This is a genomic window from Streptomyces sp. N50 (genome assembly GCF_033335955.1).
In the GTDB taxonomy this organism is placed as follows: domain Bacteria; phylum Actinomycetota; class Actinomycetes; order Streptomycetales; family Streptomycetaceae; genus Streptomyces.
Window position 1 is genome coordinate 6,982,499 of sequence record NZ_CP137549.1, and the last position, 26,344, is coordinate 7,008,842.

General features: G+C 70.8%; 20 protein-coding genes. 16 read left to right on the forward strand and 4 right to left on the reverse strand.

The features are described from left to right. The first annotated feature begins 27 nt into the window (after positions 1-27). Positions 28-723 (forward strand): DUF6215 domain-containing protein, encoded by a 696-nt coding sequence (locus R2B38_RS31520; protein ID WP_318019239.1) that lies wholly within the window; start codon positions 28-30, stop codon positions 721-723. A 19-nt stretch (positions 724-742) separates the two neighbouring features. Here R2B38_RS31520 and R2B38_RS31525 read toward each other — a convergent pair whose 3' ends face one another. After that, positions 743-1,276, reverse strand: coding sequence for a TerD family protein (locus R2B38_RS31525; protein ID WP_318019240.1), 534 nt, complete (start codon positions 1,274-1,276; stop codon positions 743-745). Positions 1,277-1,431: 155 nt separating this feature from the next. Here R2B38_RS31525 and R2B38_RS31530 point away from each other — a divergent pair, with 155 nt between their 5' ends. The 3 genes from R2B38_RS31530 (at position 1,432) to R2B38_RS31540 (ending at position 3,800) form a co-directional block, all read left to right on the forward strand. Next, positions 1,432-2,037 (forward strand): YdbC family protein, encoded by a 606-nt coding sequence (locus R2B38_RS31530; protein ID WP_318019241.1) that lies wholly within the window; start codon positions 1,432-1,434, stop codon positions 2,035-2,037. A gap of 140 nt (positions 2,038-2,177) precedes the next feature. Further along, positions 2,178-2,837 carry a histidine phosphatase family protein gene (locus R2B38_RS31535; RefSeq protein WP_033286209.1) on the forward strand — a complete coding sequence of 220 codons (660 nt, stop codon included), beginning with the start codon at positions 2,178-2,180 and terminating at the stop codon, positions 2,835-2,837. Positions 2,838-2,849: 12 nt separating this feature from the next. Continuing rightward, positions 2,850-3,800, forward strand: coding sequence for an ADP-ribosylglycohydrolase family protein (locus R2B38_RS31540; RefSeq protein ID WP_318019242.1), 951 nt, complete (start codon positions 2,850-2,852; stop codon positions 3,798-3,800). 211 nt (positions 3,801-4,011) lie between these two features. On the opposite strand, the gene R2B38_RS31545 is transcribed toward R2B38_RS31540, so the two are convergent. Further along, the gene (locus tag R2B38_RS31545; RefSeq protein WP_318019243.1) at positions 4,012-5,559 is read right to left on the reverse strand and encodes an MFS transporter; all 1,548 of its coding nucleotides are present in this window, start codon (positions 5,557-5,559) and stop codon (positions 4,012-4,014) included. A 199-nt stretch (positions 5,560-5,758) separates the two neighbouring features. Between R2B38_RS31545 and R2B38_RS31550 the strand changes: the two genes are divergently transcribed. The 3 genes from R2B38_RS31550 (at position 5,759) to R2B38_RS31560 (ending at position 7,876) form a co-directional block, all read left to right on the forward strand. Beyond that, the gene (locus R2B38_RS31550; protein WP_318019244.1) at positions 5,759-6,382 is read left to right on the forward strand and encodes a TetR/AcrR family transcriptional regulator; all 624 of its coding nucleotides are present in this window, start codon (positions 5,759-5,761) and stop codon (positions 6,380-6,382) included. 82 nt (positions 6,383-6,464) lie between these two features. Further along, the gene (locus R2B38_RS31555) at positions 6,465-7,166 is read left to right on the forward strand and encodes a ribonuclease HII (RefSeq protein ID WP_033286212.1); all 702 of its coding nucleotides are present in this window, start codon (positions 6,465-6,467) and stop codon (positions 7,164-7,166) included. Positions 7,167-7,234: 68 nt separating this feature from the next. Beyond that, positions 7,235-7,876, forward strand: a complete 642-nt coding sequence (locus R2B38_RS31560) for a hypothetical protein (protein ID WP_318019245.1) — start codon at positions 7,235-7,237, stop codon at positions 7,874-7,876. Between the two features lie 230 nt (positions 7,877-8,106). Here the strand turns inward: R2B38_RS31560 and R2B38_RS31565 are convergent, their stop codons facing one another. Further along, positions 8,107-8,742 (reverse strand): hypothetical protein, encoded by a 636-nt coding sequence (locus R2B38_RS31565; protein ID WP_033286213.1) that lies wholly within the window; start codon positions 8,740-8,742, stop codon positions 8,107-8,109. Positions 8,743-9,110: 368 nt separating this feature from the next. Here R2B38_RS31565 and R2B38_RS31570 point away from each other — a divergent pair, with 368 nt between their 5' ends. The 8 genes from R2B38_RS31570 to R2B38_RS31605 all read left to right on the forward strand — a co-directional run bounded on the left by R2B38_RS31570 (position 9,111) and on the right by R2B38_RS31605 (position 23,320). Next, on the forward strand, positions 9,111-11,270 hold the full coding sequence (locus R2B38_RS31570; protein WP_318019246.1) for a RecQ family ATP-dependent DNA helicase: 2,160 nt from the start codon (positions 9,111-9,113) through the stop codon (positions 11,268-11,270). A 315-nt stretch (positions 11,271-11,585) separates the two neighbouring features. After that, positions 11,586-13,460, forward strand: a complete 1,875-nt coding sequence (locus R2B38_RS31575) for a DUF4192 domain-containing protein (RefSeq protein ID WP_318019247.1) — start codon at positions 11,586-11,588, stop codon at positions 13,458-13,460. Positions 13,461-14,323: 863 nt separating this feature from the next. Further along, the gene (locus R2B38_RS31580; RefSeq protein ID WP_318019248.1) at positions 14,324-16,234 is read left to right on the forward strand and encodes a glycogen debranching N-terminal domain-containing protein; all 1,911 of its coding nucleotides are present in this window, start codon (positions 14,324-14,326) and stop codon (positions 16,232-16,234) included. Positions 16,235-16,364: 130 nt separating this feature from the next. Next, positions 16,365-17,123: an NUDIX hydrolase gene (locus R2B38_RS31585; protein WP_033283995.1), complete on the forward strand. Its 759-nt coding sequence runs from the start codon at positions 16,365-16,367 to the stop codon at positions 17,121-17,123. 91 nt (positions 17,124-17,214) lie between these two features. Continuing rightward, positions 17,215-19,302 (forward strand): ABC transporter ATP-binding protein, encoded by a 2,088-nt coding sequence (locus R2B38_RS31590; protein ID WP_318019249.1) that lies wholly within the window; start codon positions 17,215-17,217, stop codon positions 19,300-19,302. A 163-nt stretch (positions 19,303-19,465) separates the two neighbouring features. Then, positions 19,466-20,353 (forward strand): FadR/GntR family transcriptional regulator, encoded by an 888-nt coding sequence (locus R2B38_RS31595; protein WP_199811058.1) that lies wholly within the window; start codon positions 19,466-19,468, stop codon positions 20,351-20,353. A gap of 435 nt (positions 20,354-20,788) precedes the next feature. Beyond that, positions 20,789-22,330: an RNA polymerase sigma factor gene (locus tag R2B38_RS31600; RefSeq protein ID WP_318019250.1), complete on the forward strand. Its 1,542-nt coding sequence runs from the start codon at positions 20,789-20,791 to the stop codon at positions 22,328-22,330. A 132-nt stretch (positions 22,331-22,462) separates the two neighbouring features. Beyond that, positions 22,463-23,320, forward strand: coding sequence for a S1 family peptidase (locus tag R2B38_RS31605; protein ID WP_318019251.1), 858 nt, complete (start codon positions 22,463-22,465; stop codon positions 23,318-23,320). Between the two features lie 140 nt (positions 23,321-23,460). Here the strand turns inward: R2B38_RS31605 and R2B38_RS31610 are convergent, their stop codons facing one another. Beyond that, the gene (locus tag R2B38_RS31610) at positions 23,461-23,694 is read right to left on the reverse strand and encodes a hypothetical protein (protein WP_019061015.1); all 234 of its coding nucleotides are present in this window, start codon (positions 23,692-23,694) and stop codon (positions 23,461-23,463) included. A 443-nt stretch (positions 23,695-24,137) separates the two neighbouring features. On the opposite strand from R2B38_RS31610, the gene R2B38_RS31615 reads away from it, so the two are divergent. Further along, the gene (locus tag R2B38_RS31615) at positions 24,138-26,258 is read left to right on the forward strand and encodes a DNA topoisomerase IV subunit B (RefSeq protein WP_318019252.1); all 2,121 of its coding nucleotides are present in this window, start codon (positions 24,138-24,140) and stop codon (positions 26,256-26,258) included. Positions 26,259-26,344: the final 86 nt, after the last annotated feature.

Below are 26,344 nucleotides of genomic sequence, written 5' to 3' on the forward strand. Positions count from 1 at the left end.
GGCCGCGCACAGGGGAGGGTGGGGGACATGGTCGACGAATCCGTCGAGCCCGAAAGACGTAGGAGTGCGGGGGCCCAGGCAGTCGCGGCGGTGGTGGTCGTCGGCGGTGTCGTGGGCGGTATGTGGGGACTTGGGGGAGTCCTGCCGAAGACGTCGGCGCAGGACAGCAAACCGGCGACCTGCTCGGCGAGCGCCGACGGCAGCCTGCCGGCGAAGTACGCCTCGCCGACGGCGCTGTGCACGGCGCTGAACCGTACGGATCTGCCGGTGCTGCTGGGGACTCCGGACGAGCACGCGGTGACCGCCTCGGGCAGCGCGGGCTGGATGACCCTGGCGGGCGGCACCAAGATCGCTAGCCCTGAGGCCGACGTGGACCTGAAGACGTACTCCGTGCGGCTGTCGGCGTCCTACGACGACATTCCCGTCGCCGAGGCGGCCCGCTACGTGGACTCGACGTCACAGCTGAAGTCGATCCTGGGGCACCCGGCCGTTCTCTACTCGGACCGGACCATCGCCATCAGCTTCAACCTCGGCGGAGGCAAGGCCAGTACGGGCCCAGGGGGCGTCGCCCGCAGCCTGCTGGTCTCCGCGAGCGGGAAGGACGGCGGCGACTCCTTCGAGATATCCATCTGGCGTCAGGACGACGTGCCGCCCGACGACGAGGCGCTGTTCCGCATCGCCGAGGAGGTGCTGCCGACGGTCCCGGGCTGGACCGCCGGCTGACGCGCCGTCCGCGACGGGCTCAGGGCTGCTGCGCCCTGCCCATCGTCCTGATGAAGGTCGCGGGGTCGTCCTCGAAGCCCCGGATGCCGGGATGGAAGTCCCAGCTTCCGGACTCGTCCCGGACGAACTCCCCGACCGTCGCCGCCGTCGCACCGAGGACGTCACCGAAGTCGTCCTCGGTGAGGACGGTGTACCCCTCCCGGATGCGCAGTTTCGGGTTGAGGACATTGACGAACGTGCGGTGGGCGACCCGCTGTTGGATGACGACACCGACCACCACGCGCGCGTACCGCTCGGAGAGGCGGTCGAGCTCCAGGGTCATGACCTCGTCCCAGCCGAAGCCCTTGCCGTCCTTGCTGTCGCGGTTGAGATAGATGGTGCCGTCGGGCGAGCGGCTGTCGAAGTGCACCGCGTACGCGGGAGCGCCGTACAGATCGCCCGCCACATACGTGGTGGCGACGATGTCCAGATCGACGGGCGGCTGCCCGGTGGGACTCGGATCCCACTGGAGCCCGACTTCGGCCTTGCGGATCCCCTTGTTGAGGCCGTTCACCACAGTTCCCCTTCCCCGTTCGCCTCGATCGCGCGCCCCAACTGCCGGGCGATCAGCGTTCGTTGTCCATCGTGCCACGCGCGCGGGGGCGCATGCGCCGACGATCTCAGCCGGAGCGTGACCGGCGCCACGCTCCGTGGCCTTACGATGGCGCGGTGCTGGTCAAGTGGATTCGCTGCACCGTGGTGGACCGCCGCGGCTTCGAGCGCGGGCAGCGAAAGTGGGCGGGGCTTCTGGGGGAGCCGGGATTTCGGGGACAGGGGGGAGGCTGGAGCAGAGCGCGGCCAGGGGTGGCACACATTTTCGCGTTCTGGGAAAGCCGTGCCTTCTACGACTCCTTCATGGCCCGGTCCCACGACCGGCTGGCGTCGGCCCAGGTCGGCACCTTCAAGGACGCGCAGGTCAAGCTGTTCGACCACCGCTTCGACGTGAAGACCGGCTTCGAGCCGCGCTTCACCGACGCCGACCTGGTGCGGGTGGCCCTGTGCCGTGTCCACGAGGAGCGCGCCGAGCACTTCACGCTGATGCAGGAGAAGGTCTGGAACCCGGCGATGGCCGGTTCCCCCGGCATGCTCCGCGGGCTGTTCGGCGAGGCCCCGGGACACGAGTTCATGGTGCTGTCGATGTGGCAGTCGGCCGCCGAGCACGGCAAGTACCGCGCCGAGCGGGTCGAGCGGCTCGCCCTGCGGGCCCAGATCGAGGCGGACATCGATTCCCTCACGGGGGACATCGTCCAACTGGAACCGTCCTGGACGGTTTGAGATCCGAACTGACGTCACCGGCGTCCCACTGTGTGAATCGTGCGCCCCTATGTGGCCCATCGGGCACAATTCGTGTGACCTACGCCGTATGGAGCCCGTACGAGTGCTCGATATGCCGTGACTCGATCTAGGGTTTTGGCATGGCACGACCACGGCGCATCGTCCTTGTCCGGCACGGCGAGTCAACGGGCAATGTTGATGACACTGTGTACGAGCGTGAACCCGACCATTCCCTGGCGCTGACCGACCAGGGCTGGCTACAGGCGGAGGAGACCGGAAAGCGGTTGCGGGAGGTGTTCGGCCGCGAGCGCATCAGCGTGTATGTCTCCCCGTACCGCCGTACGCACGAGACCTTCCGCGCCTTTCATCTCGACCCCGACCTCGTCCGCGTACGGGAGGAGCCCCGGCTGCGGGAGCAGGACTGGGGGAACTGGCAGGACCGCGACGACGTACGCCTCCAGAAGGCGTACCGGGACGCGTACGGGCACTTCTTCTACCGCTTCGCCCAGGGCGAGTCCGGCGCCGACGTCTACGACCGGGTGGGCGGCTTCCTGGAGAGCCTGTACCGCAGCTTCGAGGCCCCCGACCACCCGCCGAACGTGCTCCTGGTGACGCACGGCCTGGCGATGCGGCTGTTCTGCATGCGCTGGTTCCACTGGACGGTCGCGGAGTTCGAGTCGCTGTCGAATCCGGGGAACGCCGAGATGCGGATGCTCGTTCTGGGAGACGACGGACGGTATGCGCTGGACCGGCCGTTCGACAGCTGGCGGGACCCGGAGCCGTACGGGATCACCGGATAGGGTGGTGGACCGATGACCGCTGACTCCTCTTCCGGCACCCCCGACCTTTCTGTTTCTCCTGCCTCTCCCGACTCCCTCGCCGCGCGCCTGGGCCGAGCCCTGTCCAGCCTGCGCGGACTCGCCGTCGGCGACGCGCTGGGCTCACAGTTCTTCGTCCCCGTGAACCACCCGCTGCTGAAACGCCGCGAACTGCCCCCGACTCCCTGGCAGTGGACGGACGACACGGAGATGGCGTGTTCGGTGGTCGCCGTCCTGGCCGCTCACCGCCGCGTCGACCAGGACGCCCTGGCGCGGTCCTTCGCTGAGCACCACGACTTCGACCGCGGTTACGGCCCCGCGGTCAACCGGCTGCTGCGCCTCGTCCGCGAGGGCGGCGACTGGCGTGAACTGTCCTCCGCGCTCTTCAAGGGACAGGGATCCTGGGGCAACGGCGCGGCGATGCGGATCGCGCCCCTGGGTGCCTGGTACGCGGACGACCCCGAGCAGGCCACCCACCAGGCGGAGATCTCCGCCTACCCCACGCACCAGCACCGTGAGGCCGTGGTGGGCGCCATGGCCGTCGCCGCGGCCGCCGCACTGGCCGCGGCCCCCGGCGGCCCGCCCAGTGCCGAGGCACTCCTCGACGGCGTCATCGCACTCGTACCGAAGAGCGCCGTCGGCGCGGGCCTGCGGCGCGCCCGGGACATGCTCGACTACGCCGATCCCGGCACCGTCGCTGCCGTACTGGGCTGCGGACGCCGTACGTCCGCCCACGACACGGTCCCCTTCGCGCTCTGGTCGGCCGCGCGCGGCCTCGGCGACTACGAGGGGGCGTTCTGGGCCACCTCCCAGGTCGGCGGGGACGTGGACACCACCTGCGCCATCGTGGGCGGCGTGATCGCAGGAGGGAGGGCGGGCACGCCGCCCGCCGAGTGGCTGGAGCGGACGGAGGCGCTGCCGGGCTGGGTGCCGACGTCCGTCTGACGTCCTCACCTCGCCGCCCGGGCAGCGCCGTCCGCATCCGACAGAAACTCTCCGTGCCCGTCGGGAACTCTCCGTGACCGCCCGTCCGTTGTCGTGGCAGTCGCCGTGCGGCACATGAGTCCGCGCAGGCAGGACACGGCAGTTGGGGGGTGTGGTCATGAGGTTCTCGCTGGTGTCCGTGGGCCGGGCCCCGACCTGGCCCGGCCGGCGGTCAGGCGACTCCCGCACCCGTCGTGCCCGCGAGGGCGTCGAGGTCACTCTTGCGGACGCGGATCACCAACCAGGCGGTGACCAGGGCGAGTACGGCCATCGCGGCGGCCGGGACGAAGGCCGTCGCGATGCCGTGCGCGAGCACCTCGTGCCCCCAAGGCGCGGGCAGCTGGTGCGACTTGGAGAACGCCGCCTTCTGTTCCGCCGATCCGTCCGCCAGGAACTTCGGCAGCTGTTTCTTCGCCTCGTCCTTGCTGGCCGAGCCGAACACCGTGGTCAGGATGGACAGACCGAGCGAACCACCCACCTGCTGCATGGCGTTGAGCAGCGCGGAGGCCGCGCCCGCCTCGTGCTGGGCGACACCGGAGACGGCGGTCACCGTCAGCGTCACGAAGTTCAGGCCCATCCCGAAGCCGAACACGAGCATCGGGCCGAGAACTCCGCCGACGTACGAACTGTCCGAGCTGATCAGGGTCTGCCAGGCCAGCCCGATCACCGCGAGCGCCGATCCCATGAGCATGAAGGGCCGTGGCCCGAGCACGGGCAGGAACCGCTGGGACAGCCCCGCGCCGGCCGCGATCACGACCGTCACCGGCAGGAAGGCGAGACCTGCCTGGATCGGGGTGTACCCCAGCACGTTCTGCACGAAGAGCACGATGTAGAAGAACATCCCGAACATCGCGGCGGCCAGGCTCAGCATGATCACGTAGGTGCCCGAGCGATTGCGGTCGGCGAACATCCTGAGTGGGGTGATCGGCTCCTTGGCCCGGGACTCGGTGATCACGAAGGCCAGCAGCAGGACGATCGCCGCGGCGAAGGAGCCGATGGTCAGGCTGTCGCGCCAGCCCTTGTCCGCCGCGCGGATGAAGCCGTAGACGAGGGACGCCATGCCTGCCGTCGAGGTCAGCGCGCCCGCGATGTCGAAGCGGCCGGTGTGCCGTTCGGACTCGTTGATGTACAGCGGCGTGAGCACCGCGATCAGTACGCCGATCGGCAGGTTGACGAAGAACACCCAGCGCCAGTCGAGCCACTCGGTGAGCATGCCGCCCGCGAGCAGACCGATCGCGCCACCGCCCGCCGAGACCGCGGCGAAGACTCCGAAGGCCCTGTTCCGCTCCGGCCCTTCGGGGAACGTGGTGGTGATGAGTGCCAGCGAGGTGGGCGACGCGATCGCGCCACCCATGCCCTGCAGGACGCGGGCGGCCAGCAGTTGCCAGGGTTCCTGGGCGAGACCGCCGAGCAGCGAGGCGAAGGTGAAGAGCAGGATGCCGGTGGTGAACACCCGCCGCCGGCCGAGGATGTCACCGGCCCGGCCGCCGAGGAGCAGCAGGCCGCCGAAGGTGAGCGTGTAGGCGCTGACGACCCAGGTGAGGTCGGTGGTGCTGAAACTGAGTGCGGCTTGAATGTGCGGGAGCGCGATGTTCACAATCGTCGCGTCGAGTACCACCATGAGTTGGCAGGCCGCGATGACCGCGAGCGCGATGCCGGGATGCCCCTCCCGGCGGGCCGCTCCTGGCTTGGGGTGCTGAATCAACTGAGAGGTTGTCACTATGGGTCCCCCACAAGTGTGTTAGTGAACGCTCGCGTTCACTGTCGCGTCAACGGTAGTGAGTCCCCGACAGTGAACGCAAGCGTTCACTTAACTCGCCTTCGTGCGGCATCTCCCCGTCGCTGCCGCGTGACGCAACACCGATCCCCGTTCCCGATCCCCGGAATTCCCCATTCCACTGCTCGCTGGAGAAACTCAGATGGTTACTTCGGGCTGGACGGCCGCCCCCGCTCAGACGGCCTCCCTCCGACGCCGCGGCGCCGTGCTCGAACGCGCGATCCTGGACGCCGCGTTGGAGCAACTCGGCACGGTCGGATGGAACGCCCTCACGATGGAAGGCGTCGCCGCCGGCGCCCAGACCGGCAAGGCCGCGGTCTACCGGCGCTGGTCGTCCAAGGAGGACCTTGTCGCGGACGCGCTGCAGGCAGGGCTGCCGCGACTGAACGAGGCGCCCGACCTCGGGAGCGTGCGCGAGGACCTGCTGGCGTTGTGCGTGCAGGCGCGCGACGCGATGTACTCACGCCCTGGATACGCCCTGCGCTCGGTGATTCACGAATGCGACACCGCCCAGGCGGAGCGCTTCCACGGCGTGATCTTCGAAGGGGTCGTGGAACCGACGATCCGGCTGCTCGGAGAGGTGATCAACCGCGGAATAGAGCGCGGCGAGGTCCGCCCCGACGCCTCCAACGGCTATGTCCTGGACGCCGTTCCGGCGATGATGATGTACCGCTCGAAGATGTGCGGCAGTGAATGGATCGACCGCGACATCGAGGAAATGATCGACCAGTTGATGCTTCCGTTGCTCCGGCCCGGCGGTGCCTGAAGCCGGATCGGAGCGGTCTTCGGGGGGCTCGCCGAAACCCGGGTGTCGCTGAGGGCGCCGGGCGGCGTACCCTGAGCACGCCATGCCGTACGAACCACCCACTCATACCGTCGAGCGCTCACTCCGCGCCACGACCGGGGCCAAGGTCATTGCCGGCGTCGACGAGGTGGGGCGCGGTGCGTGGGCCGGCCCCGTCACCGTCTGCGCGGCGGTCACCGGACTGCGCCGACCCCCCGAAGGCCTCACCGACTCCAAGCTCATCGCGGTCAGACGACGCACCGAACTCGCCGAGGAACTCCGCAAGTGGGTCTCGGCGTACGCCCTGGGGCACGCCTCCCACGAAGAGATCGACGACCTGGGGATGACGGCCGCGCTGCGGCTCGCCGCAGTGCGTGCTCTGGAGGCCTTGCCCGTTCGCCCCGACGCGGTCATCCTCGACGGGAAGCACGATTACCTCGGGGATCCCTGGCGGGTCCGTACGGTGATCAAGGGCGACCAGTCGTGTGTGGCGGTCGCGGCCGCCTCGGTGATCGCCAAGGTTCAGCGCGACAAAATGATGGCCGAACTGGGCATCGACCATGCAGACTTCGCTTTCGCGGCCAACGCCGGGTATCCCTCACCCGTGCACAAGGCCGCACTGGAGGAGCGGGGCCCCACCCCGTACCACCGGTTGTCGTGGGCGTATCTTGATGCGCTGCCCCAGTGGCGGCACCTCAAGAAGGCCCGCAGTTGGGCGGAGGGAAACGTTCCGAAGATCGAGGGCCAGCTCGGTTTCGACTTCTGACCGTTCCGCTCGCACTCATGTGCCACCCGCTGCCGCAAGCCGTACCAGCGTTTGATAAAAATCAGCTCATGCCTCTCATTCCCGAGGAGCCTCAGATTCACGAGAGTGCCCAGGGTCCCAGCGTCACTCCGGCCAGTGGCCGCGTCGCGCCGACCCCCCGCCCTGTACCCGGCCCCCGCCCCGCGGCGCCGTCGCGTCCCGGTCGCCCCGGCCCCCTGCGGCCCACGGCACCGGCGCAACGTACGCCGCGCGACGTGGCCGTGGCCAAGCCCGGACCCTCGGGTCCGGCTGTCCCCGCCTCCTCCGGCACCGCTGTGGCGACCCCGCAGATCCAGCTGATCCCGGCCTCGGCCGAGGGCGCGCTGGACGCTGCCGAGGAAGCCGTGGACCTGCTTCTGGAGTCGGGCCGTGCCCCCGGTGACGTGCTGGTGATCACCACCGGCGAACCGCATCCGTGGGCCGCCCACGAACTGTCCTTCGGCGAAGCCTCCTACTGGGCGCAGCACGACGCGCGCGACGACGTCTTCTACGCGGACGCCGCCGTCGCGGGCCGGGCGGCGTCCCGTCCCGTCGTCGTGGTCGCCGTCAACGGAGGCGCGGCCGACGTTGCCACCACCGCCCTGCCCCTGGCCCTCGGCCGGGCCGGCACCCTGCTGATCGTCTGCGGCGACCCGCAGCAGATCAACTCGGTGCTGGGCGCGGGCGTCTGAGCCTTCCGGGAACTCTCGGAAGGCTCTCGGAGGGCGACGGTGGTCGGATGAACGCCGTCGCGACGGTCTGTGCACGGTGACGCGTTCGGCGTGCGTGGATTTCTGGTGCCGCCGGTGAAGTGCCCCTGCCGCGGCTGTACTTGTGCCCCGCCACAGGAGTGTGGGCGACTCGGCGTCGTAAGGACTCCGCAGTGGGCCGTACGGTCCGGGCGCGGAGCCCGGACCGGGTGTCAGCGGGCCGCGGCGCGGCGCAGAACCTCCGAGGCGGCGCCGCCGGTGCGGGGCAGCAGGGGCGGTACCTCGGACATGGCGAAAGGTTCCGGCGCGGAGTCCGCGCTGGGCCGTCGGCCGCCGCGCCCCTCACCGAGCACCTGCCAGCCGTCGCGGGTCAGCGTGATGTAGGCCCCGCAGCGCAGCCCGTGCAGCGTGCAGGCGTCCCGCAGCCCCCACATCCACGCGCCGTCCTCCTCCGTCCAACGCGCGTCGCCCTCACGGCAGTAGAGCAGCACGGCCGTGCGCACCGGGGTACGGCGGCGCAGATCGTGCGGGATGACGCGGCGCAGTTGCGCGAGCAGCGCGTTGCGGAACATCCAGCCGTCGGCCGGGGCGGACCGCCGGACGAACGAGGCGCTCGCGAGCAGCCGCTCGTCCGGATCGAGGACGGCCACGACCGCGGTAGCCGGTCTCGGACGGTGCCGGGAGTGCAGCCCGCTGACGACCTCGCGGGGATTGCGCAGCAACGGGATTCCGGCGGCGGCCCATTCGGAGGGCTCGAGCAGACGGGCCAGGGGGTTGGCGGAAGCGGCGGACAGGTCGGCAGACGTCGACGTGGATGCCGCGGAGGACGGAGCGAATCCGAAGGTCACGGTCCTCCCTTCGGCTACGCGCCCACACTTCGGGCGGGGTCGGATTCGGGGGAGCGCACACCGCAGCAGAGCCCTACCGGATCACGGACGAGCCGTGCGGGGAGCGGACTCCAATTCTTCCTGTCGAACTGGGATGCGGCAACGAGCAAATGGGGCCACAGACCCTTATCTGACGGTCTGTGGCTTATATCCCTACCCAATGAGCCACCCGGCGACGCCTGGGACGTTCGAGCACGACACTTTCGTACGCCATTGAGGTGCGGGAGGTCCAGAGAGAGCCGGTCGGACGGGGTGCGGGACACGGGCCCGCGCGCTCCGTCGCGGCGGGGGATTGGGCCGTTGTCAGTGGCGTGCGGTTGCATGGGGGTATGAGCAACCAGGAGCTGCGTGCCGAAGCCGACGCCATCCTCGCCGAGCTGGTCGGAGATCGGAGCGGTACGGCGCGGCTGCGCGAGGACCAGTGGCAGGCGGTGGAGGCCCTGGTGGAGGACCGCCGGCGTGCGCTGGTGGTGCAGCGCACCGGCTGGGGCAAGTCGGCGGTGTACTTCGTCGCCACCGCCCTGCTGCGCCGGCGCGGCTCCGGTCCTACGGTGATCATCTCGCCGCTCCTGGCGCTGATGCGCAACCAGGTCGAGTCCGCGGCGCGGGCCGGTATCCGGGCGCACACGATCAACTCGGCCAACCCTGAGGAGTGGGACAACATCTACGGAGAGGTCGAACGGGGCGAGACCGACGTCCTCCTGGTGAGCCCGGAGCGGCTCAATTCCGTCGACTTCCGCGACCAGGTGCTGCCGAAGCTCGCCGCTACGACCGGCCTCCTGGTGGTCGACGAGGCGCACTGCATCTCCGACTGGGGACACGACTTCCGCCCCGACTACCGCAGGCTGCGGGCGATGCTGGCCGAACTGCCCGCCGGCGTACCGGTGCTGGCCACCACGGCGACCGCCAACGCGCGCGTGACGGCCGATGTGGCCGAGCAGTTGGGCACGGGCGCGGGGGAGGCCCTGGTGCTCCGTGGCCCGCTGGAGCGGGAGAGCCTGCGGCTGGGAGTGGTCCAACTGCCGGACGCCGCGCACCGTTTGGCCTGGCTCGCCGAGCACCTGGACGAGCTGACCGGCTCCGGGATCATCTACACGCTCACGGTGGCCGCCGCCGAGGAGGCCACCGCCTTCCTGCGTCAACGCGGCTTCAAGGTCGCCTCGTACACCGGGAAGACGGAGAACGCCGACCGACTGCAGGCTGAGATCGACCTCCAGGAGAACCGCGTCAAGGCCCTCGTCGCCACCTCGGCACTGGGCATGGGCTACGACAAGCCGGACCTGGGCTTCGTCGTCCACCTCGGCTCGCCCTCCTCGCCGATCGCCTACTACCAGCAGGTGGGCCGTGCGGGTCGCGGTGTGGCCCACGCCGACGTGCTGCTCCTGCCCGGCCGCGAGGACGAGGCCATCTGGCGCTACTTCGCCGATACGGCCTTCCCGCCCGAGACACAGGTCAGGCAGACCCTCTCGGCCCTCGCCGACGCCGGACGGCCACTGTCCGTGCCGGCCCTGGAGACGGCGGTCGACCTACGGCGCAGCCGCCTGGAGACGATGCTGAAGGTCCTGGACGTCGACGGCGCGGTCAAGCGGGTGAAGGGCGGCTGGTCGGCCACGGGCGCGGAGTGGGTCTACGACGCCGAGCGGTACACCTGGGTGGCCAAACAGCGCGCGGCTGAGCAGCAGGCCATGCGCGACTACGTGAGTACGTCCCAGTGCCGGATGGAGTTCCTGCGCCGGCAGCTGGACGACGAGGGCGCGGTGCCGTGCGGCCGCTGCGACAACTGCGCGGGCGCCTGGATCGATTCCTCGGTCTCCGCGGAGACGTTGACAGGGGCGACGAAGGAACTGGACCGCCCGGGCGTGGAGGTCGAGCCGCGCCGGATGTGGCCGACCGGGATGGCCGCGCTGGGTGTCGACCTCAAGGGCCGTATCCCGGCGAAGGACCAGTGCTCCACGGGGCGCGCTCTGGGACGCCTCTCGGACATCGGCTGGGGCAACCGGCTGCGCCCGCTGCTGGCAGAGAACGCGCCCGACGGCCCGGTTCCCGACGACGTCCTGAAAGCCGCGGTGGCGGTCCTCGCCGACTGGGCGCGCTCTCCTGGCGGTTGGGCACCGAATGTCGCGGACGCCTCCGCCCGGCCCGTGGGCGTCGTGGCCGTACCGTCCCTGCGCCGCCCGCAACTGGTCGGTTCCCTGGCCCAGGGCATCGCGACCATCGGCCGCCTCCCCCTCCTGGGCACCTTGACGTACACCGGACCGGACGGCACGCACGGGGCGCGTCGCAGCAACTCCGCCCAACGCCTCAGGGCCCTGTCCGACGCGTTCGCCGTCTCCGGGGAACTGGCCGATGCCCTGGCCGCCTCTCCCGGGCCGGTCCTGCTCGTGGACGACTACACGGACTCGGGCTGGACACTCGCGGTCGCTGCCCGACTGCTCCGCCGGTCAGGCAGCGAACAGGTGCTTCCGTTGGTCCTGGCTGCGGCGGGCTGAGGTCTCGTTTTCGGGATCCTTGTCGTCGGCGGCCTGCGGTTGGAGTGATGGCGGCCTGCGGGTGCGGTGATTCGCGCTGGGTCGGGGCGGGCTTCGGTGGCACGGAACTGCCTCGGTTCGGGCGGGTGTTGGTTGCGGCGACAGAACCGCCCCGGCCGCCCCGTCCCGTGGGGTGATCACGCGATCGCCGAGGGCGGTCCGGATTTCCCGGTCAGGTGGGCCGACTTGGGCCTGTCGAACCTCATGTGGCGTGTCCCTGACCGAACTTATCCACAGGCTCAAGCGGAACTTTGCGATCCGCGAGATCGTCGACGCATGACGAACCACAGCGAAACGACCGGATCCGCCGAAAACGGCGACATCGACCCCACCGCGTACGAGCGACACGGCGCAGAGCACCAGGTCACCCTGCGCTCGCCCGCCGAACTCGCCGACGCCCTGCCCTATCTGCTCGGGTACCGCCCCGAGGACAGCATCGTCCTCGTCGCCCTGCACGACCGGGGCGACCGGGGCCGGTTCGGCGGCAGGGCCCGGCTCGGCATCCCTGCCGGCGCGGACGACTGGGCTTCCGTGGCGCGGCAGTTGGCCCACGGCCTGGTGACGGGCAGCGAGCGCAGGGGAACCCGGCCCGAGCAGATGATCGCCTACGTCTGTCAGGAACCGGCGCCGGGAGAGTCGGGACGCCAGGTCATGGAACGCCTGCGCCCGCTCGTGCAGAAGCTGCGCACCGAGTGCGGCCGCCTCGACGTGACGGTGATCGAGGCGCTCTGCATCTCGGACGGCCGGTTCTGGTCGTACTGCTGCCCGATCGAGGGGTGTTGCCCGGTCGACGGATCCCCGATGGGCCTGCCAGGCACCTCCGTACTGGCCGCTGCGGCGACCTACGCGGGACTCCAAGTGCGCGGCACGCTGAGGGAGTTGCGGGCCAGGCTGCAGCCCTGGGAAACGGCTCTGGCACTTCGGCAGGAAGTCGCGCTGGACGCCGCCGGCATGACCCTGGTCCCCAGGATCCTCGACGACGCCAGCCGACCGGACGTGGGGCAGGAGACCTTGGATCTGGCCCAGCGGATCATGAGGCGATTCGCGGCGGCGCCGCACGTGTCCGGTGCCCTCTACGCGGACTTCCGCGATGACGCGCTGCTCGCCCACGACGAGGCCGCCACGCTGATCCTCGGCCTCCAGGACCGCACGACCCGCGATCGCGCCGCCGAGTGGATGGAGGGCGACGACGCGGTACCGGCCCTGCGCCTCTGGCGCGCGTTGGCCCGCCGCTGCGTCGGACCGTACGGCGAACACGCCGCGGCTCCTCTCACCCTGGCCGGCTGGGTCGCCTGGTCGACCGGCGACGACCTGGAGGCCAGGGAGGCCCTGGCCATGGCCCTGGGCGCGGACCCCGACTACCTGTTCGCCCGCCTCTTGCACCAGGCCTGCAACGAGGGCCTGGACCCGGAGTCGATCCGGCGGTGCCTGCGCGCGGAGCGGGTGGGGCGGGCGGAGGTTACGGAGGGTGTAGAGGCGCCGGGCGCCGGGAGGGGGACGGGGGTTGGAAGTGCGGCTGGAGCCGGTGTAGGTGCGGGAGTTGGAGACAGGGCAGGAGTCGGTGGGGCGGCGGGAGTTGGAAAAGCGGCGGGAGCTGGAGGGGCCACGGCAGTTGGGGGACCGGCCGGCATCGGAGAGGTGACCGGAGTTGGGGGAGTGGCGGGCTCTGGAGGGGTGGCGGGGGCTGAAGGGGCTGCGGGCGTCGGAGACGTGGCGGGAGTTGGAAGGACTGCGGGAGCCAAAGGAGCGGCAGGAGCCGGAGGAGCGGCGGGAGTTGGAAACGCGGCCGAAGTCGGAGAGGCAACGCCCGCCGGAGGGCTGGTTGGCGGCGCGAAAGTCGCCGACGGTTCCGTACAGCGCGGCGGGAGCGGTCCCGGTGACAGCCCGGCACGGGAGGCGGCCTCGCCCACAGCCCCTCGCCGTCGGCGACGCACCCGTACCGCCGACGGAGCCGAAGGCCATCCTCATCCCTCGGGCGTGAACGGCCGCCGACCCGGCACTAGCGGATCCCGCCCGCGCACACCGGCGCAGGGCACCGCACGCCCCGGCGGCACACGGCCGCGTACCTCTGGGAAGACCGATGCGCGGCGCTACGACACCTGCTCGGAGACGCCGCAGCCGGGGAGCAACGGCATTGAGGGGGACGGGTGATCAAGGGCTGGGGGAGTGGCAGGCCGCCCCGCCGGTCCAGTGGTCGGCCCGGTGCGTTCGGAGCTTGGTTCCACGCGTGGGTCCACCGGGGCGTCCGGCGGCTGACGGTGACTCTGCAAGCGGTCAGCATCCCCAGCGCGTGGGCTGACGCCGGACTTGCCGCTGGACTTGCCGAGGTGCACGCGGCACGAGAAACGGGCGCGTTCGGCCGACGGACCACGCGCCGGTTCGGCGGACGCCGGGACCGGGGGACCGGCGCCAGTTGTCCGCTCCCTTCGCCCCTTGCGCCGCGCCGCCATTCGGTCGGCTTCCCAGGCGGCAGGCGTGACCACGAGGAGCCCGGTTCCGTTCACCTGAGTGGCGGAACGCCTGAACGGGCCGTGTCGCCGGACAGTCCTTGTCCTCCCGGAACCGTCCATCCGGCGCCGCACACGTCTGAGGCGCACAGAGCGCAGAAGAAGCCGCCCATGCACCAGCCGACTCCGCCCTCCGCCGACGACGACCGCCCCGACTCCGTCGACCCCGAGCCGCGCCCGAGTCGGGCCACCAACTCATCGCCGCCGTACGGAAGCACGAGCCCGTCACAGCCGTACCTCGGCACCGGCTCCGCGCCGCCGTACGCGGGCACCGCCGATCCCGAGCATCCGCCGCAACCGTCCCATCCACCGGCAGAAGGGCGGGCACCCGGCCAGATCCGCCGCCCACCCCCGCCCGCATCCCCACGCCCCTCGTCTCCTGTTTCTCCGCGCGAGTCCTCTCCCGGCTCCCCGCCTCAAAGCCCTCCACCACACCCGCCACGCCCGTTCCGCCCGACGCCCCGCCGCTCCCTCGAACTACCGCCCACCCACACCACCCTGATCTGCGTGGCCCTCCCGGGCCTGGCCGTCTCCACCGAGCAAGGGCAGCTGAACGGACGGGGGCTGGAGGGGTTCTACCGCGCGGGGCGACGCGTGCTCTCCCGCTGCCAGCTGCGGGTGGCCGGACGGGAACCACTGGCGGTGCAGGCCAGGATGACGGCGGCCGACCGCGCCCGTTTCGTGGGGACCATGCGGGTCTCCCCGGACTGCGGCCCGGACCCGGACCTCGTCGTCGAGCGGACCCGGCACGCCGACGGCACCGAACGCATCACTCTGCGCAGCGTTTCCTGGCGCCCGCTGCGCCTGCCGGTCGAGGTGGCGCTCGGCACCGACATGGCCGATCTGGGCGCGATCGCCGCAGGCAGTGCAGGAACCGAACTGCCCGCCAGCGTCCACGACTCGGGCCTGCGCTGGTCCGGCCCCACGGGCAACTCGGCGGTCACGGCCGACCCTCCGCCCGCCGACGCGATGGCCTCCGCGGGGCTTCTGCGCTGGGAGTTCGAACTGCCACCGGGCGGCACGGTGAGCGTGGAACTCCGGGTACGGCCGGACGGCGCGGGACCGATCAGGGCGGTGGGCCACGGCGCGACGAGTCCCCTGGCCTCCGCACGGGCGACCGGCGACGACCCCCGAGTCCCGGTGCTCCTGCGGACCAGCATCGAGGACCTCCAGGCACTGCTGCTGCGCGACCCCGCCCACCCCTCCGACATTCATCTCGCGGCCGGGGCACCCTGGCGCTGCGGGCTGGCGCCGGCCGAGTCGCTCACGGCGGCGCGGATGACGCTGCCTCTCGGTACGCGGCTCGCCGCGGGCACACTGCGGATCCTCGCCCGCACCCAACTCCAGCGCGCCGGAGCGCAGTTGGGTCTGATTCCTGGACCGCGTCGTGACGCCGGCGCCCATCTTCCGCCGAGTTGCACGGGGACCGAGGCGACCCTGCTCTTCCCCGTGCTGCTCGCGGAGGCCCGCCGCTGGGGGCTTCCGGAGCAGGAGACGCGGGAGTTGCTCCCGGCCGCCGAGCGCTGTCTGACCTGGCTGCGGACCGCCGTGGGTGACGGCACGTATCTGAGCGACCCGCACCCGGGCGGCCCCGTCCGCTGCGAGACACAGGCCCACGCCCACCGGGCGGCGCTGCTCGGTGCCGATCTGCTCGACGCGTTCGGCAGACCCGGTGGTGCGGAACTGCGGGAGTGGGCCCAGGAGTTACGCACCGCCTTCCGCGCGGACTTCTGGATCGGGGACCTGGGCGGCGGCCGCCCGGCAGCGGCCCGGTCTCCGGACGGACGTCTCGTACCGCACCTCGGCGCGACCGCGGCCCACCTCCTCGACACCGGTCTCTTGGGCGGCGGCGAGTACGCGCCCGGCCTGCTCGACAAGGTGCGGGCCGAGCAACTCGCCCGGTTGCTCGGCGCCCCGGCCATGGACTCGGGCTGGGGACTGCGTGGTCTGGGTGCGAAGGAACCGGGATACAGCCCATTCAGTCACCGGGGCGGAGCCGTGCGGGTGGCGGAGACGGCGATCGCCGTCGCGGGCCTGGCCGCCGCCGCGTACGAGAAGGAGGCGACCTCGCTGCTGCGGGGTGTGCTCACGGCGGCCGAGGCGTTCGGACACCGGCTCCCCGAGATGTACGCGGGGGAGCAGCGCACAGACGGGAGCGCTCCCCTTCCGCACCCGGCGGCCTGTCGCCCGGCGGCCACGGCGGCGGCCGCCGGAGTGCTGCTGCTGACCACTCTCGCGGGCATCCGCCCCGACGCCCCCGCCCGCACGGTCACCCTCCGCCCGGTGCGCAGCGCGCCCCTGGGCGAGATCGGCCTCACCGGGCTGCGGATCGCGGGCGCCCCCTTCGCCGTACGGGTCGGTCGCCTCGGTGTCGCCATGGTCGAAGAGGCGGCCGACGGCCTGCAATTGGGAGCGTGACCTCGGAGGAGGCCGGATCGGGAGACGGCCGGAAGCGGCAGGCGAGCCGTACATCGCACCTAAGTGGATCAGTCACGACGGTACCGGCGAAGGGAGTGTTTATCGTCAGGCAGACGACTATGATCGCCGCATGTCCTACGACCCGTCAGCGTATCCGCCCTTCGCCGTCACCGTGGACCTGGTCGTGCTGACCGTGCGCCGCCATGCTCTGTGCGGGCTGGCGGTACGCAGGGGTGAGCCGCCGTTCCAGGGGCGCTGGGCGTTGCCCGGCGGCTTCGTGCGGGCCGACGAGGATCTGTCGCAGGCCGCGGCACGCGAACTGGCCGAGGAGACGGGACTGCGTGCCCACGACCCCGGCGCCCCCGCCCAGGACAACGGGGCACATCTGGAGCAGCTCGCCACCTACGGCGACCCCAAGCGCGACCCGAGGATGCGCGTCGTCAGCGTCGCCCACCTCGCGCTCGCCCCCGACCTGCCCGCGCCCCGCGCCGGCGGCGACGCCAGCAACGCGCGCTGGGCGCCCGTCGAAGAGCTGCTGCAGCAGGGCGGGTTCGGACGCGACGGCGATCCGGTGGCACCGCTCGCCTTCGACCACACGCAGATCCTGTCCGACGGGGTGGAGCGCGCCCGTTCGAAGATCGAGTACTCGTCCCTGGCCACGGCGTTCTGCCCCACCGAGTTCACCGTCGGTGAGCTGCGCCGCGTCTACGAGGCGGTGTGGGGCGTGGCGCTCGACCCGCGCAACTTCCACCGCAAGGTGACCGGCACGCCCGGCTTCCTCGTCCCGACGGGCGGTACGACGACCCGTCAGGGCGGGCGCCCCGCGCAGTTGTTCCGGGCCGGCGGGGCCACGCTGCTCAACCCGCCGATGCTGCGCCCCGAGGTGTGACGCCGTAGCAGCTCGGCCGAGGCGATCAACCGTTGCGGAGCGGGCCGTTCGGTGCCCGGAAAAACGGACATAGCGCGCTATCTTGCTGTGGGTGATCCAGGCCTTCGGACTGACCAGCAACGCCCGCAAGGAGCATCCGCCCGCCGTCGACGACGTCTCCTTCGAGGCACGTGCGGGCCGTGTCACCGCACTCCTCGGAGCACCGGGCGCGGGAAAGACGGCCGCGCTCAGACTCATGCTCGAACTCCAACAGGGGCGTGGAATCACCTACTTCAGGGGCCGCCCCCTGCACCGCATCGCCCACCCGTCGCGCGAGGTCGGCGTCCTCCTGGGTGATGTGCCGGGTCATCCGGCCCGATCGGTCCGCGGCCACCTCCGGATGCTGTGCGCCGCGGCGGGAGTTCCCGCCCGGCGCGCCGACGAGGTCCTCGAAGTGGTCGGCATCGTCAGCCTGCGCGACGAACGCCTCGGCAGCCTCGCGCGGGGCATGGACCGCCGACTCGGCCTCGCCTGCGCCCTGCTGTCCGACCCGCACACCCTCGTGCTGGACGAACCCGCGGACGCCCTCTCCGCCCGCGAAAGCCGTTGGCTGTACGGCATGCTGCGCGCGCACGCGGCCCAGGGCGGCACGGTCCTGTTCACCACCGCCGACCCCAAGGAGGCCGCCCGCAGCGCCGACCGGGTCGTCACCCTGGAGCAGGGCAGACTCGTAGCCGACCAGGAGGCCGGAGAGTTCGCCCGCACCCGGCTGCGCCCCCGCGTCGCCGTCCGCAGCCCGCACGCCAACCGCCTGGCCGCTCTCCTCACCAAGGAGGCCCGCACCGCCCACCGCTCCGTGGAAGTCGTACGGGAGGACGGCAACCGCCTTTCCGTGTACGGCAGTACATGCGCCGACGTCGGCGAGACGGCGTTCCGGCACGACATCCTCGTCCACCAACTCGCGGACGAGATCGGGGACATGGGACCGGGCGCCGGAACGGCCCCCCGGGATGAGGCGGATTCCGCCGACGAGCCGCGGGTGCCGGACGTCCCGTCGGAAGCCGAGACGCCATCGGCCCGCGCGGACATGCCACTTGCCGAGCCGTCGACGCGACTCACAGACGTGCTGCCCGCCGAACCGCCGACGCCATCCACCGACACGCTGCCCGCCGATACCGCACGGCCCCGCCCCGCCGCGCCGCCCGCTCCCAGTCCCCAGCCGCCCACCGCTGAGCCGCCGCCCGCCGCCGAACTCCACCCGCCGCACGGGGCTGCTGCCAGCACTCCCGCCACAAACTCCCGTCTGGTCCCCCTCATCGACCCCGAGGAGTCGTCCGGCACCCGTCCCCGCGCGCGTGCCCCGCGCCCCTCCCAAGCCCTCACCCCCGAGGCGCTGTCCCCGCTGCCGCCTCCCATCTCCGTCCGCTCCGCCCCCAGTCCGCTGCGCCCGCTCCGCTACGAGCTGCGTCGGGCCGCCGGTATCGGCACCGGGTTTCTGACCGGGGCCGCCGTACTCGTCGTGTCCGCCCTCACCGCGCTGCTGTTGGCGCGCATCGGGCACACCCCGCAGCCGCGTCTGCTGGCCGCGTGGCCGCGGGAGTTGCCCCTGCCGCCCGCGGCGCTCGGTGCGGGACTGCTCGGCGCGTTCGCGTTCGGTGACGAGTTCCGCCACCCCGCCCTGGCGGCGGACCGCGGCACCGTGCCCCGCAGGATGGGGCTGCTCCTCGCGAAGCTCCTCGTCTCCGCGGCCACCGCGCTGCTGCTGGCCTTCCTCACGGTGGGCTGCGACGCCGAAGTGCTCTATCTCGTCTACGGACGGGAGCTCGCGCAAGTTCCCGCCGACTGGCTGTCGATGAGCGCGAGTTGGATCGGCCTGGTCGTCGGCTGCGCCTGGGCCGGAGTTCTGGCGGCCGGCATCTTCCGGTCCACCACGGCCGGGCTCGCCGCGGTGGTCGCCGTACCGATCCTCGTCGTACCCCTCGTGCACAAGGCGTTGGAAGGGCCGGCCGTGCGGACCGCGGAAGGGTTCCCGATGCGGATGCGGAAGGTGTTGCTGCTCCAGTGGCCCTTCGGGGGAGAGCGTTACCTGTCCGCGGCGGCACGGGTGATCGCCCAACCCGTGGGCGGGGCACTGGCGTTGTCGCTGACCGCCCTGCTCTGCGCGTATCTGCTCACGACCCTGCGGAGCAGGGTCCGATGACGACCGTCCGCAACCCTTGGGGTGCCGCTCTGCGCACAACTCCCCGTAGAAAGCCCATTTCTTTCCGATAAGGCGTCAATTGCGACGGGGTGAGCGATCACCCTTTCGTGTGCTTTTCACCAAAGACCTCAAGGGAGTTGGAGACAGCGCCGACAAAGGATCCGTGAGTACCCTTGCGCACACCATGATGACCGCCGCCCGCTCCGCAGACTCCGGTCTCGCCGGCCCGGGCGATCTCGACCGCTACCCCTACGCCGAGGCGCCCGTCACCGAGCGCCTCGGAGCCCCTTCCTGGGACGGTTCCGACCCTGAGCTGGGCCGCGTGGGCCGGCGTGCCGCGGGCAGCCGCGGACGCGGGCTGCACGGCCAACTCGTCCAGCAGCTGGGTCAGATGATCGTCTCCGGGGACCTGGGCGCCGACCGCCCGCTGGTGCCCGAGGAGATCGGCCAGCGTTTCGAGGTCTCCCGCACCGTCGTCCGCGAATCGCTCCGCGTCCTGGAGGCCAAGGGCCTGGTCAGCGCCCGCCCGAACGTCGGCACGCGCGTGCGTCCCGTCAGCGACTGGAACCTCCTCGACCCGGACATCATCGAATGGCGCGCCTTCGGCCCGCAGCGCGACAACCAGCGCCGCGAGCTGAGCGAGCTGCGCTGGACGATCGAGCCGCTCGCCGCGCGCCTCGCCGCCGGGCACGGGCGCGAGGACGTCCAGCAGCGCCTCTCCGACATGGTCGAGATCATGAGCCACGCCATGGGGCAGGGTGACGCGCTGACCTTCTCCCGCGCGGACGCCGAGTTCCACTCGCTGCTCATCCAGGTCGCGGGCAACCGGATGCTGGAGCACCTTTCCGGGATCGTCTCCTCGGCTCTCCAGGTCTCCGGCGGCCCGGTCACCGGCTGTGACCGCCCGACCGAGGCCTCCCTGGGGCACCACGCCCGGATCGTCGACGCCCTCGCCGCCGGCGACGGTGCGGCGGCCGAGGCGGCCATGCGGCAGCTGCTCATCGTGCACCCCGAGGTGGAGCGCGTGGTGCCCGCCCCGCGCGAACACTGACGCGCACGGGATGGTCCGTGCGGTCGAGGTGTGCCGCGTTCTCGTGGCGGCGCCCGGCCGGGGCGCCCGTCTTCCGCCGGACCCCGCAGGATCCTCCAGGGAATCCGGCGGGGTCCGGCGGTGCGACGGGGTGTTGAATCTCCCTGAGGAGCGCCCGCCACGGCCCTGGGTGACCTCCTCTGCCCGTGTCTGACCGTTTTTGAGCGCTTACGGGGTGTGACTCGGGCCACGCAGATTGGGCGTAACGCTCGCGGGCACTGTGCGATGACCTAAGAGGTGACAGCCGCGGAAGGGAATACGGACGCCGTTCAAGGCGCTGTGTTTCTTCCCGGCCCCAGCCCGCGCCGTCGGCCCATCCCCAAGTCGGCGGTCGTCGGCTCCTGTCCGTACCGGACGGGGCCGGAAGCCGTTTTCCATCGTTCCGAGAGGTTGTTCGTGTCGGCCAGCACATCCCGTACGCTCCCGCCGGAGATCGCCGAGTCCGTCTCTGTCATGGCGCTCATCGAGCGGGGAAAGGCTGAGGGGCAGATCGCCGGCGATGACGTGCGTCGGGCCTTCGAAGCTGACCAGATTCCGGCCACTCAGTGGAAGAACGTACTGCGCAGCCTCAACCAGATCCTCGAGGAAGAGGGTGTGACGCTGATGGTCAGTGCCGCGGAGCCCAAGCGCACCCGAAAGAGCGTCGCAGCGAAGAGTCCGGCCAAGCGCACCGCCACCAAGACGGTCGCCGCGAAGACGGTGACCGCCAAGAAGGCCACCGCCACCGCCACTCCGGCGGCAGCCGTCGCCGACGCTTCCGTCGAGGACGACGCCGCCCAGAAGGTCGCTGCCAAGAAGACCGCGCCCGCCAAGAAGGCGGTCGCCAAGAAGGTCGCCGCCAAGAAGACGACGGCGGCGGCCAAGAAGACCAGTGCCAAGAAGGACGACGTCGAGGTAGTCGACGAAGAGGCGACCGAGGAGACCCCCGGCAAGACCGGGGACGAGCCCGAGGGCGCCGAGAGCGCCGGGTTCGTGCTCTCCGACGAGGACGAGGACGACGCGCCCGCGCAGCAGGTCGCAGCCGCCGGTGCCACCGCCGACCCCGTCAAGGACTACCTCAAGCAGATCGGCAAGGTCCCCCTCCTCAACGCCGAGCAGGAGGTCGAGCTCGCCAAGCGCATCGAGGCCGGTCTGTTCGCCGAGGACAAGCTGGCCAACGCCGACAAGCTCGCCCCCAAGCTCAAGCGCGAGCTGGAGATCATCGCCGAGGACGGCCGCCGCGCCAAGAACCACCTCCTGGAGGCCAACCTCCGACTGGTGGTCTCCCTGGCCAAGCGCTACACCGGCCGCGGCATGCTCTTCCTGGACCTGATCCAGGAGGGCAACCTCGGACTCATCCGCGCGGTGGAGAAGTTCGACTACACCAAGGGCTACAAGTTCTCCACGTACGCCACCTGGTGGATCCGTCAGGCGATCACCCGCGCGATGGCCGACCAGGCCCGCACCATCCGTATCCCGGTGCACATGGTCGAGGTCATCAACAAGCTCGCGCGCGTGCAGCGCCAGATGCTCCAGGACCTGGGCCGCGAGCCCACCCCGGAGGAGCTGGCCAAGGAACTCGACATGACCCCGGAGAAGGTCATCGAGGTCCAGAAGTACGGCCGCGAGCCCATCTCCCTGCACACCCCCCTGGGTGAGGACGGCGACAGCGAGTTCGGTGACCTCATCGAGGACTCCGAAGCCGTCGTCCCGGCCGACGCGGTCAGCTTCACCCTCCTCCAGGAGCAGCTGCACTCCGTCCTGGACACCCTGTCCGAGCGCGAGGCCGGTGTGGTCTCGATGCGCTTCGGTCTCACCGACGGTCAGCCGAAGACCCTCGACGAGATCGGCAAGGTGTACGGGGTCACCCGTGAGCGCATCCGCCAGATCGAGTCCAAGACCATGTCGAAGCTGCGCCACCCGTCGCGTTCGCAGGTGCTGCGCGACTACCTCGACTAGGTCGTAGTCGTACGACACGGAAGGCCCGGTTTCCCCTCAGGGGACCGGGCCTTCGTGCTGGCCGCGGGTGCGGGGCGTGGCGCGCTGGATCACTGTGGGTCTCCCAAGACCATCCCAGAGTGAGGAACGTGCATGCGTCGTCCCCTTGCCCGGGCGCTGACCCGGCCGCTGGTCCTGGCGGCCGCCGCGTCCGCCATACCGCTGGTCTCCGCGTCCCCCGTGGCCGCCGACAGCATCGTCGTCGGCGGGTTCCCGGTCGATGTCTCCGTGAGCCCCTGGACGGTGGCGCTGTCCAGCCGTGACCGGTTCGGGGGTACCCGGGCGGGGCAGTTCTGCGGCGGTGTGGCCGTGGGCCGGACCACCGTGCTGACCGCGGCCCACTGCATGGGCGACGACGTCCTGGGGGCGCCGCCGCACCGGGCGACGGACCTCAAGGCCATCGCGGGCCGTACGGACCTGCTGTCGGACCGGGGCCAGGAGATCGCCGTACGCGAAGTCTGGGTCAATCCGGACTACGACCCCCGCAGCAACGCCGGTGACTTCGCCGTGCTCACGCTCGCCGATCCGCTGCCCCAGAGTTCGGTCGTCACGATGGCGGCCGCGGGCGACACGGCCTACCGGGCGGGCACGGCGGCCACGGTCTACGGCTGGGGCGATCTCACCGGCGGCGGCGACTATGCGGGGAGCCTGCACGCGGCGCGCCTGCACGTGCTGTCCGACGCGCAGTGCGAGGAGGCCTATCCGGCTGGTGCCGACGGCACCTACCTGTCCGAGTCCATGCTCTGTGCCGGAGAGGCTCAGGGGGGCCGTGACGCCTGCCAGGGGGACAGCGGCGGGCCGCTGGTCGCCCAGGGGCGGCTGATCGGGCTCGTGTCGTGGGGCAGCGGGTGCGGGCGCGCCGGGAGCCCAGGCGTCTACACCAGGGTGTCGGACGTCCTTCGGACACTGGGCCGCCACCGCGGCTCGCCAGGGCCGCACAAGGGCGCCTGACGGCGTCTGAGCGGCATCCGCGGGTCTCCGCGGGTACGAACGAACGGATACGAAGACGGGCGGCCCCGCTCCTGTGGTTCAGGAGCGGGGCCGCCCGTCGCCGGCCTGGGCCGGTGCTGGCTCGTCGTGGACGCGATGTGTCAGCGGTCTTCTTCAGGAACGCTTGCTGCTGGAGCGGAGGTCAGCCGCTCCGACTCGTCCTGTATCTCAGCGGCGATCTTCTTGAGTTCCGGCTCGAACTTGCGGCCGTGGTGGGCGCAGAAGAGCAGTTCTCCGCCGCTCAGCAGGACGACGCGCAGGTATGCCTGGGCGCCGCAGCGGTCGCAGCGATCGGCGGCCGTCAGTGGGCTCGCGGGGGTCAGAACAGTAGTCACGTCGCCTCTTCTCTAGCTCGACGAGCTGTCGTACCAGGGTCAACATCCAACCAGGCCGAAAACGTTCCCGCTCGTGGCCTTTTCTCGAAAAATTCTTCCGGGGCGGCTGTCTGCTGCCGGTTGGCGGCGAATGTGCCGTATTGCGTGTCTATGTGTCTGTACGGGTTCGCGCTGTGGGGTCAGGGTCGGGTCCACCCGGCTGGATTGCCGGTTGTTCATGAGGACGTGCCCGGAGCCTAAATGGTTCATGCCCCGAAGGGAACGTGATATGTACTTCACTCCATCGAGGGATCGAACAGGTATACGACCCTGGACTAGTGTGAGGAGGAGACGAGGGTGGCGTTACAACGGCTCTACCAGGCCTCGGTACCCTCTGAGCGGCAACCGAAGCCGGGTCCTTACCCAAAAGGGCCTCATCTGAAATTCAGCGAGGAGCGAACCGCGTGACCGCCGAAACGTCCGTGCCGTCGACAGCGCTGCTGGCAGGAGCAGACCGGGACGGTTCCAACTACACCGCGCGGCACCTGCTCGTCCTCGAGGGGCTCGAGGCCGTACGCAAGCGCCCGGGTATGTACATCGGGTCCACCGACAGCCGTGGCCTGATGCACTGTCTGTGGGAGATCATCGACAACTCCGTGGACGAGGCCCTCGGGGGCTACTGCGACCACATCGAGGTCATCCTGCACGACGACGCCTCGGTGGAGGTCCGGGACAACGGCCGGGGGATCCCGGTCGACGTCGAGCCCAAGACCGGCCTCTCCGGTGTCGAGGTCGTCATGACCAAGCTGCACGCCGGCGGCAAGTTCGGCGGCGGCTCGTACGCCGCCTCCGGTGGTCTGCACGGCGTGGGCGCCTCCGTGGTGAACGCCCTGTCCGCGCGCCTGGACGTCGAGGTGGACCGCAGCGGCAACACCCACGCCATCAGCTTCCGGCGCGGCGTGCCGGGCTCCTTCACCACCGCCGGCCCGGACGCGGCGTTCGAGCCCGGTGGCCTGCGCAAGACAAAGCGGATCCCCAAGACCCGCACCGGCACGCGTGTGCGCTACTGGGCCGACCGGCAGATCTTCCTCAAGGACGCCAAACTCTCGCTGGACGGCCTGCACCAGCGGGCCCGGCAGACCGCGTTCCTGGTGCCCGGGCTGACCATCGTCGTCCGCGACGAGTACGGCCTCGGCGAGGGCGGCAGCAAGGGGGAGGAGTCCTTCCGCTTCGACGGCGGCATCAGCGAGTTCTGCGAGTACCTGGCGAGCGACAAGCCGGTCTGCGACGTCCTGCGGTTGTCGGGCCAGGGCACCTTCAAGGAGACGGTGCCCGTCCTGGACGACCACGGCCAGATGACGCCCACCGAGGTCACCCGCGAACTCGGCGTCGACATCGCCATGCGCTGGGGGACCGGCTACGACACGACGCTCAGGTCGTACGTGAACATCATCGCCACCCCCAAGGGCGGTACCCACGTAGCCGGCTTCGAGCAGGCCGTCGTCAAGACGATGAACGAGGTGGCGCGCGCCAAGAAACTGCTGCGCGTCGCCGAGGACGACGTCGTCAAGGACGACGCCCTGGAGGGCCTCACCGCCGTCGTCACCGTCCGGCTCGCCGAACCGCAGTTCGAGGGCCAGACCAAGGAGGTGCTCGGTACGTCGGCGGCCCGCCGGATCGTCGCCAACGTGGTCGCCAAGGAGCTCAAGGACTTCCTGACCTCGACGAAGCGTGACGCCGCGGCCCAGGCCCGCGTCGTCATGGAGAAGGCCGTCGCCGCCGCACGCACGCGTATCGCGGCACGGCAGCACAAGGACGCGCAGCGCCGCAAGACGGCCCTGGAGTCGTCGTCGCTGCCCGCCAAGCTCGCCGACTGCCGCAGCGACGACGTCGAGCGCAGCGAGCTGTTCATCGTCGAGGGAGACTCCGCACTCGGTACGGCCAAGCTCGCCCGGAACTCCGAGTTCCAGGCGCTGCTGCCGATCCGCGGCAAGATCCTCAACGTCCAGAAGTCGTCCGTCACCGACATGCTGAAGAACGTCGAGTGCGGGGCGATCATCCAGGTCATAGGAGCGGGGTCGGGCCGTACCTTCGACATCGACGCGGCCCGCTACGGCAAGATCATCATGATGACCGACGCCGATGTGGACGGCTCCCACATCCGGTGTCTGCTCCTGACCCTGTTCCAGCGCTACATGCGGCCCATGGTCGAGGCCGGCCGGGTGTTCGCCGCGGTGCCGCCGCTGCACCGCATCGAACTGGTCCAGCCCAAGAAGGGCCAGGACAAGTACGTCTACACGTACTCGGACCGTGAGCTGCGCGAGAAGATGCTGGAGTTCCAGAGCAAGGGCGTCCGGTTCAAGGACTCCATCCAGCGCTACAAGGGTCTCGGAGAGATGGACGCCGACCAGCTGGCCGAGACGACGATGGACCCCCGTCACCGCACCCTGCGCCGGATCAACCTCTCCGACCTGGACGCGGCCGAGCAGGTCTTCGATCTGCTCATGGGCAACGACGTGGCACCGCGCAAGGAGTTCATCTCCAGCTCGGCGGCGACGCTGGACCGGTCGCGGATCGACGCCTGATCACTGAGCCGGGCCCGGGTTCGAACTGGGCCCGGCTTCGTTCCCGGACCTGGTTCCGATCCGGGGCCTGCCTTGATCGGGATGAG

What these genes read in the sequence shown, in the direction of transcription:
- R2B38_RS31520 (WP_318019239.1), top strand. Translation starts at nt 28, where the DNA reads ATGGTCGACGAATCCGTCGAGCCCGAAAGACGTAGGAGTGCGGGGGCC.
- R2B38_RS31535 (WP_033286209.1), top strand. Translation starts at nt 2,178, where the DNA reads ATGGCACGACCACGGCGCATCGTCCTTGTCCGGCACGGCGAGTCAACG.
- R2B38_RS31540 (WP_318019242.1), top strand. Translation starts at nt 2,850, where the DNA reads ATGACCGCTGACTCCTCTTCCGGCACCCCCGACCTTTCTGTTTCTCCT.
- R2B38_RS31550 (WP_318019244.1), top strand. Translation starts at nt 5,759, where the DNA reads ATGGTTACTTCGGGCTGGACGGCCGCCCCCGCTCAGACGGCCTCCCTC.
- R2B38_RS31555 (WP_033286212.1), top strand. Translation starts at nt 6,465, where the DNA reads ATGCCGTACGAACCACCCACTCATACCGTCGAGCGCTCACTCCGCGCC.
- R2B38_RS31560 (WP_318019245.1), top strand. Translation starts at nt 7,235, where the DNA reads ATGCCTCTCATTCCCGAGGAGCCTCAGATTCACGAGAGTGCCCAGGGT.
- R2B38_RS31570 (WP_318019246.1), top strand. Translation starts at nt 9,111, where the DNA reads ATGAGCAACCAGGAGCTGCGTGCCGAAGCCGACGCCATCCTCGCCGAG.
- R2B38_RS31575 (WP_318019247.1), top strand. Translation starts at nt 11,586, where the DNA reads ATGACGAACCACAGCGAAACGACCGGATCCGCCGAAAACGGCGACATC.
- R2B38_RS31585 (WP_033283995.1), top strand. Translation starts at nt 16,365, where the DNA reads ATGTCCTACGACCCGTCAGCGTATCCGCCCTTCGCCGTCACCGTGGAC.
- R2B38_RS31605 (WP_318019251.1), top strand. Translation starts at nt 22,463, where the DNA reads ATGCGTCGTCCCCTTGCCCGGGCGCTGACCCGGCCGCTGGTCCTGGCG.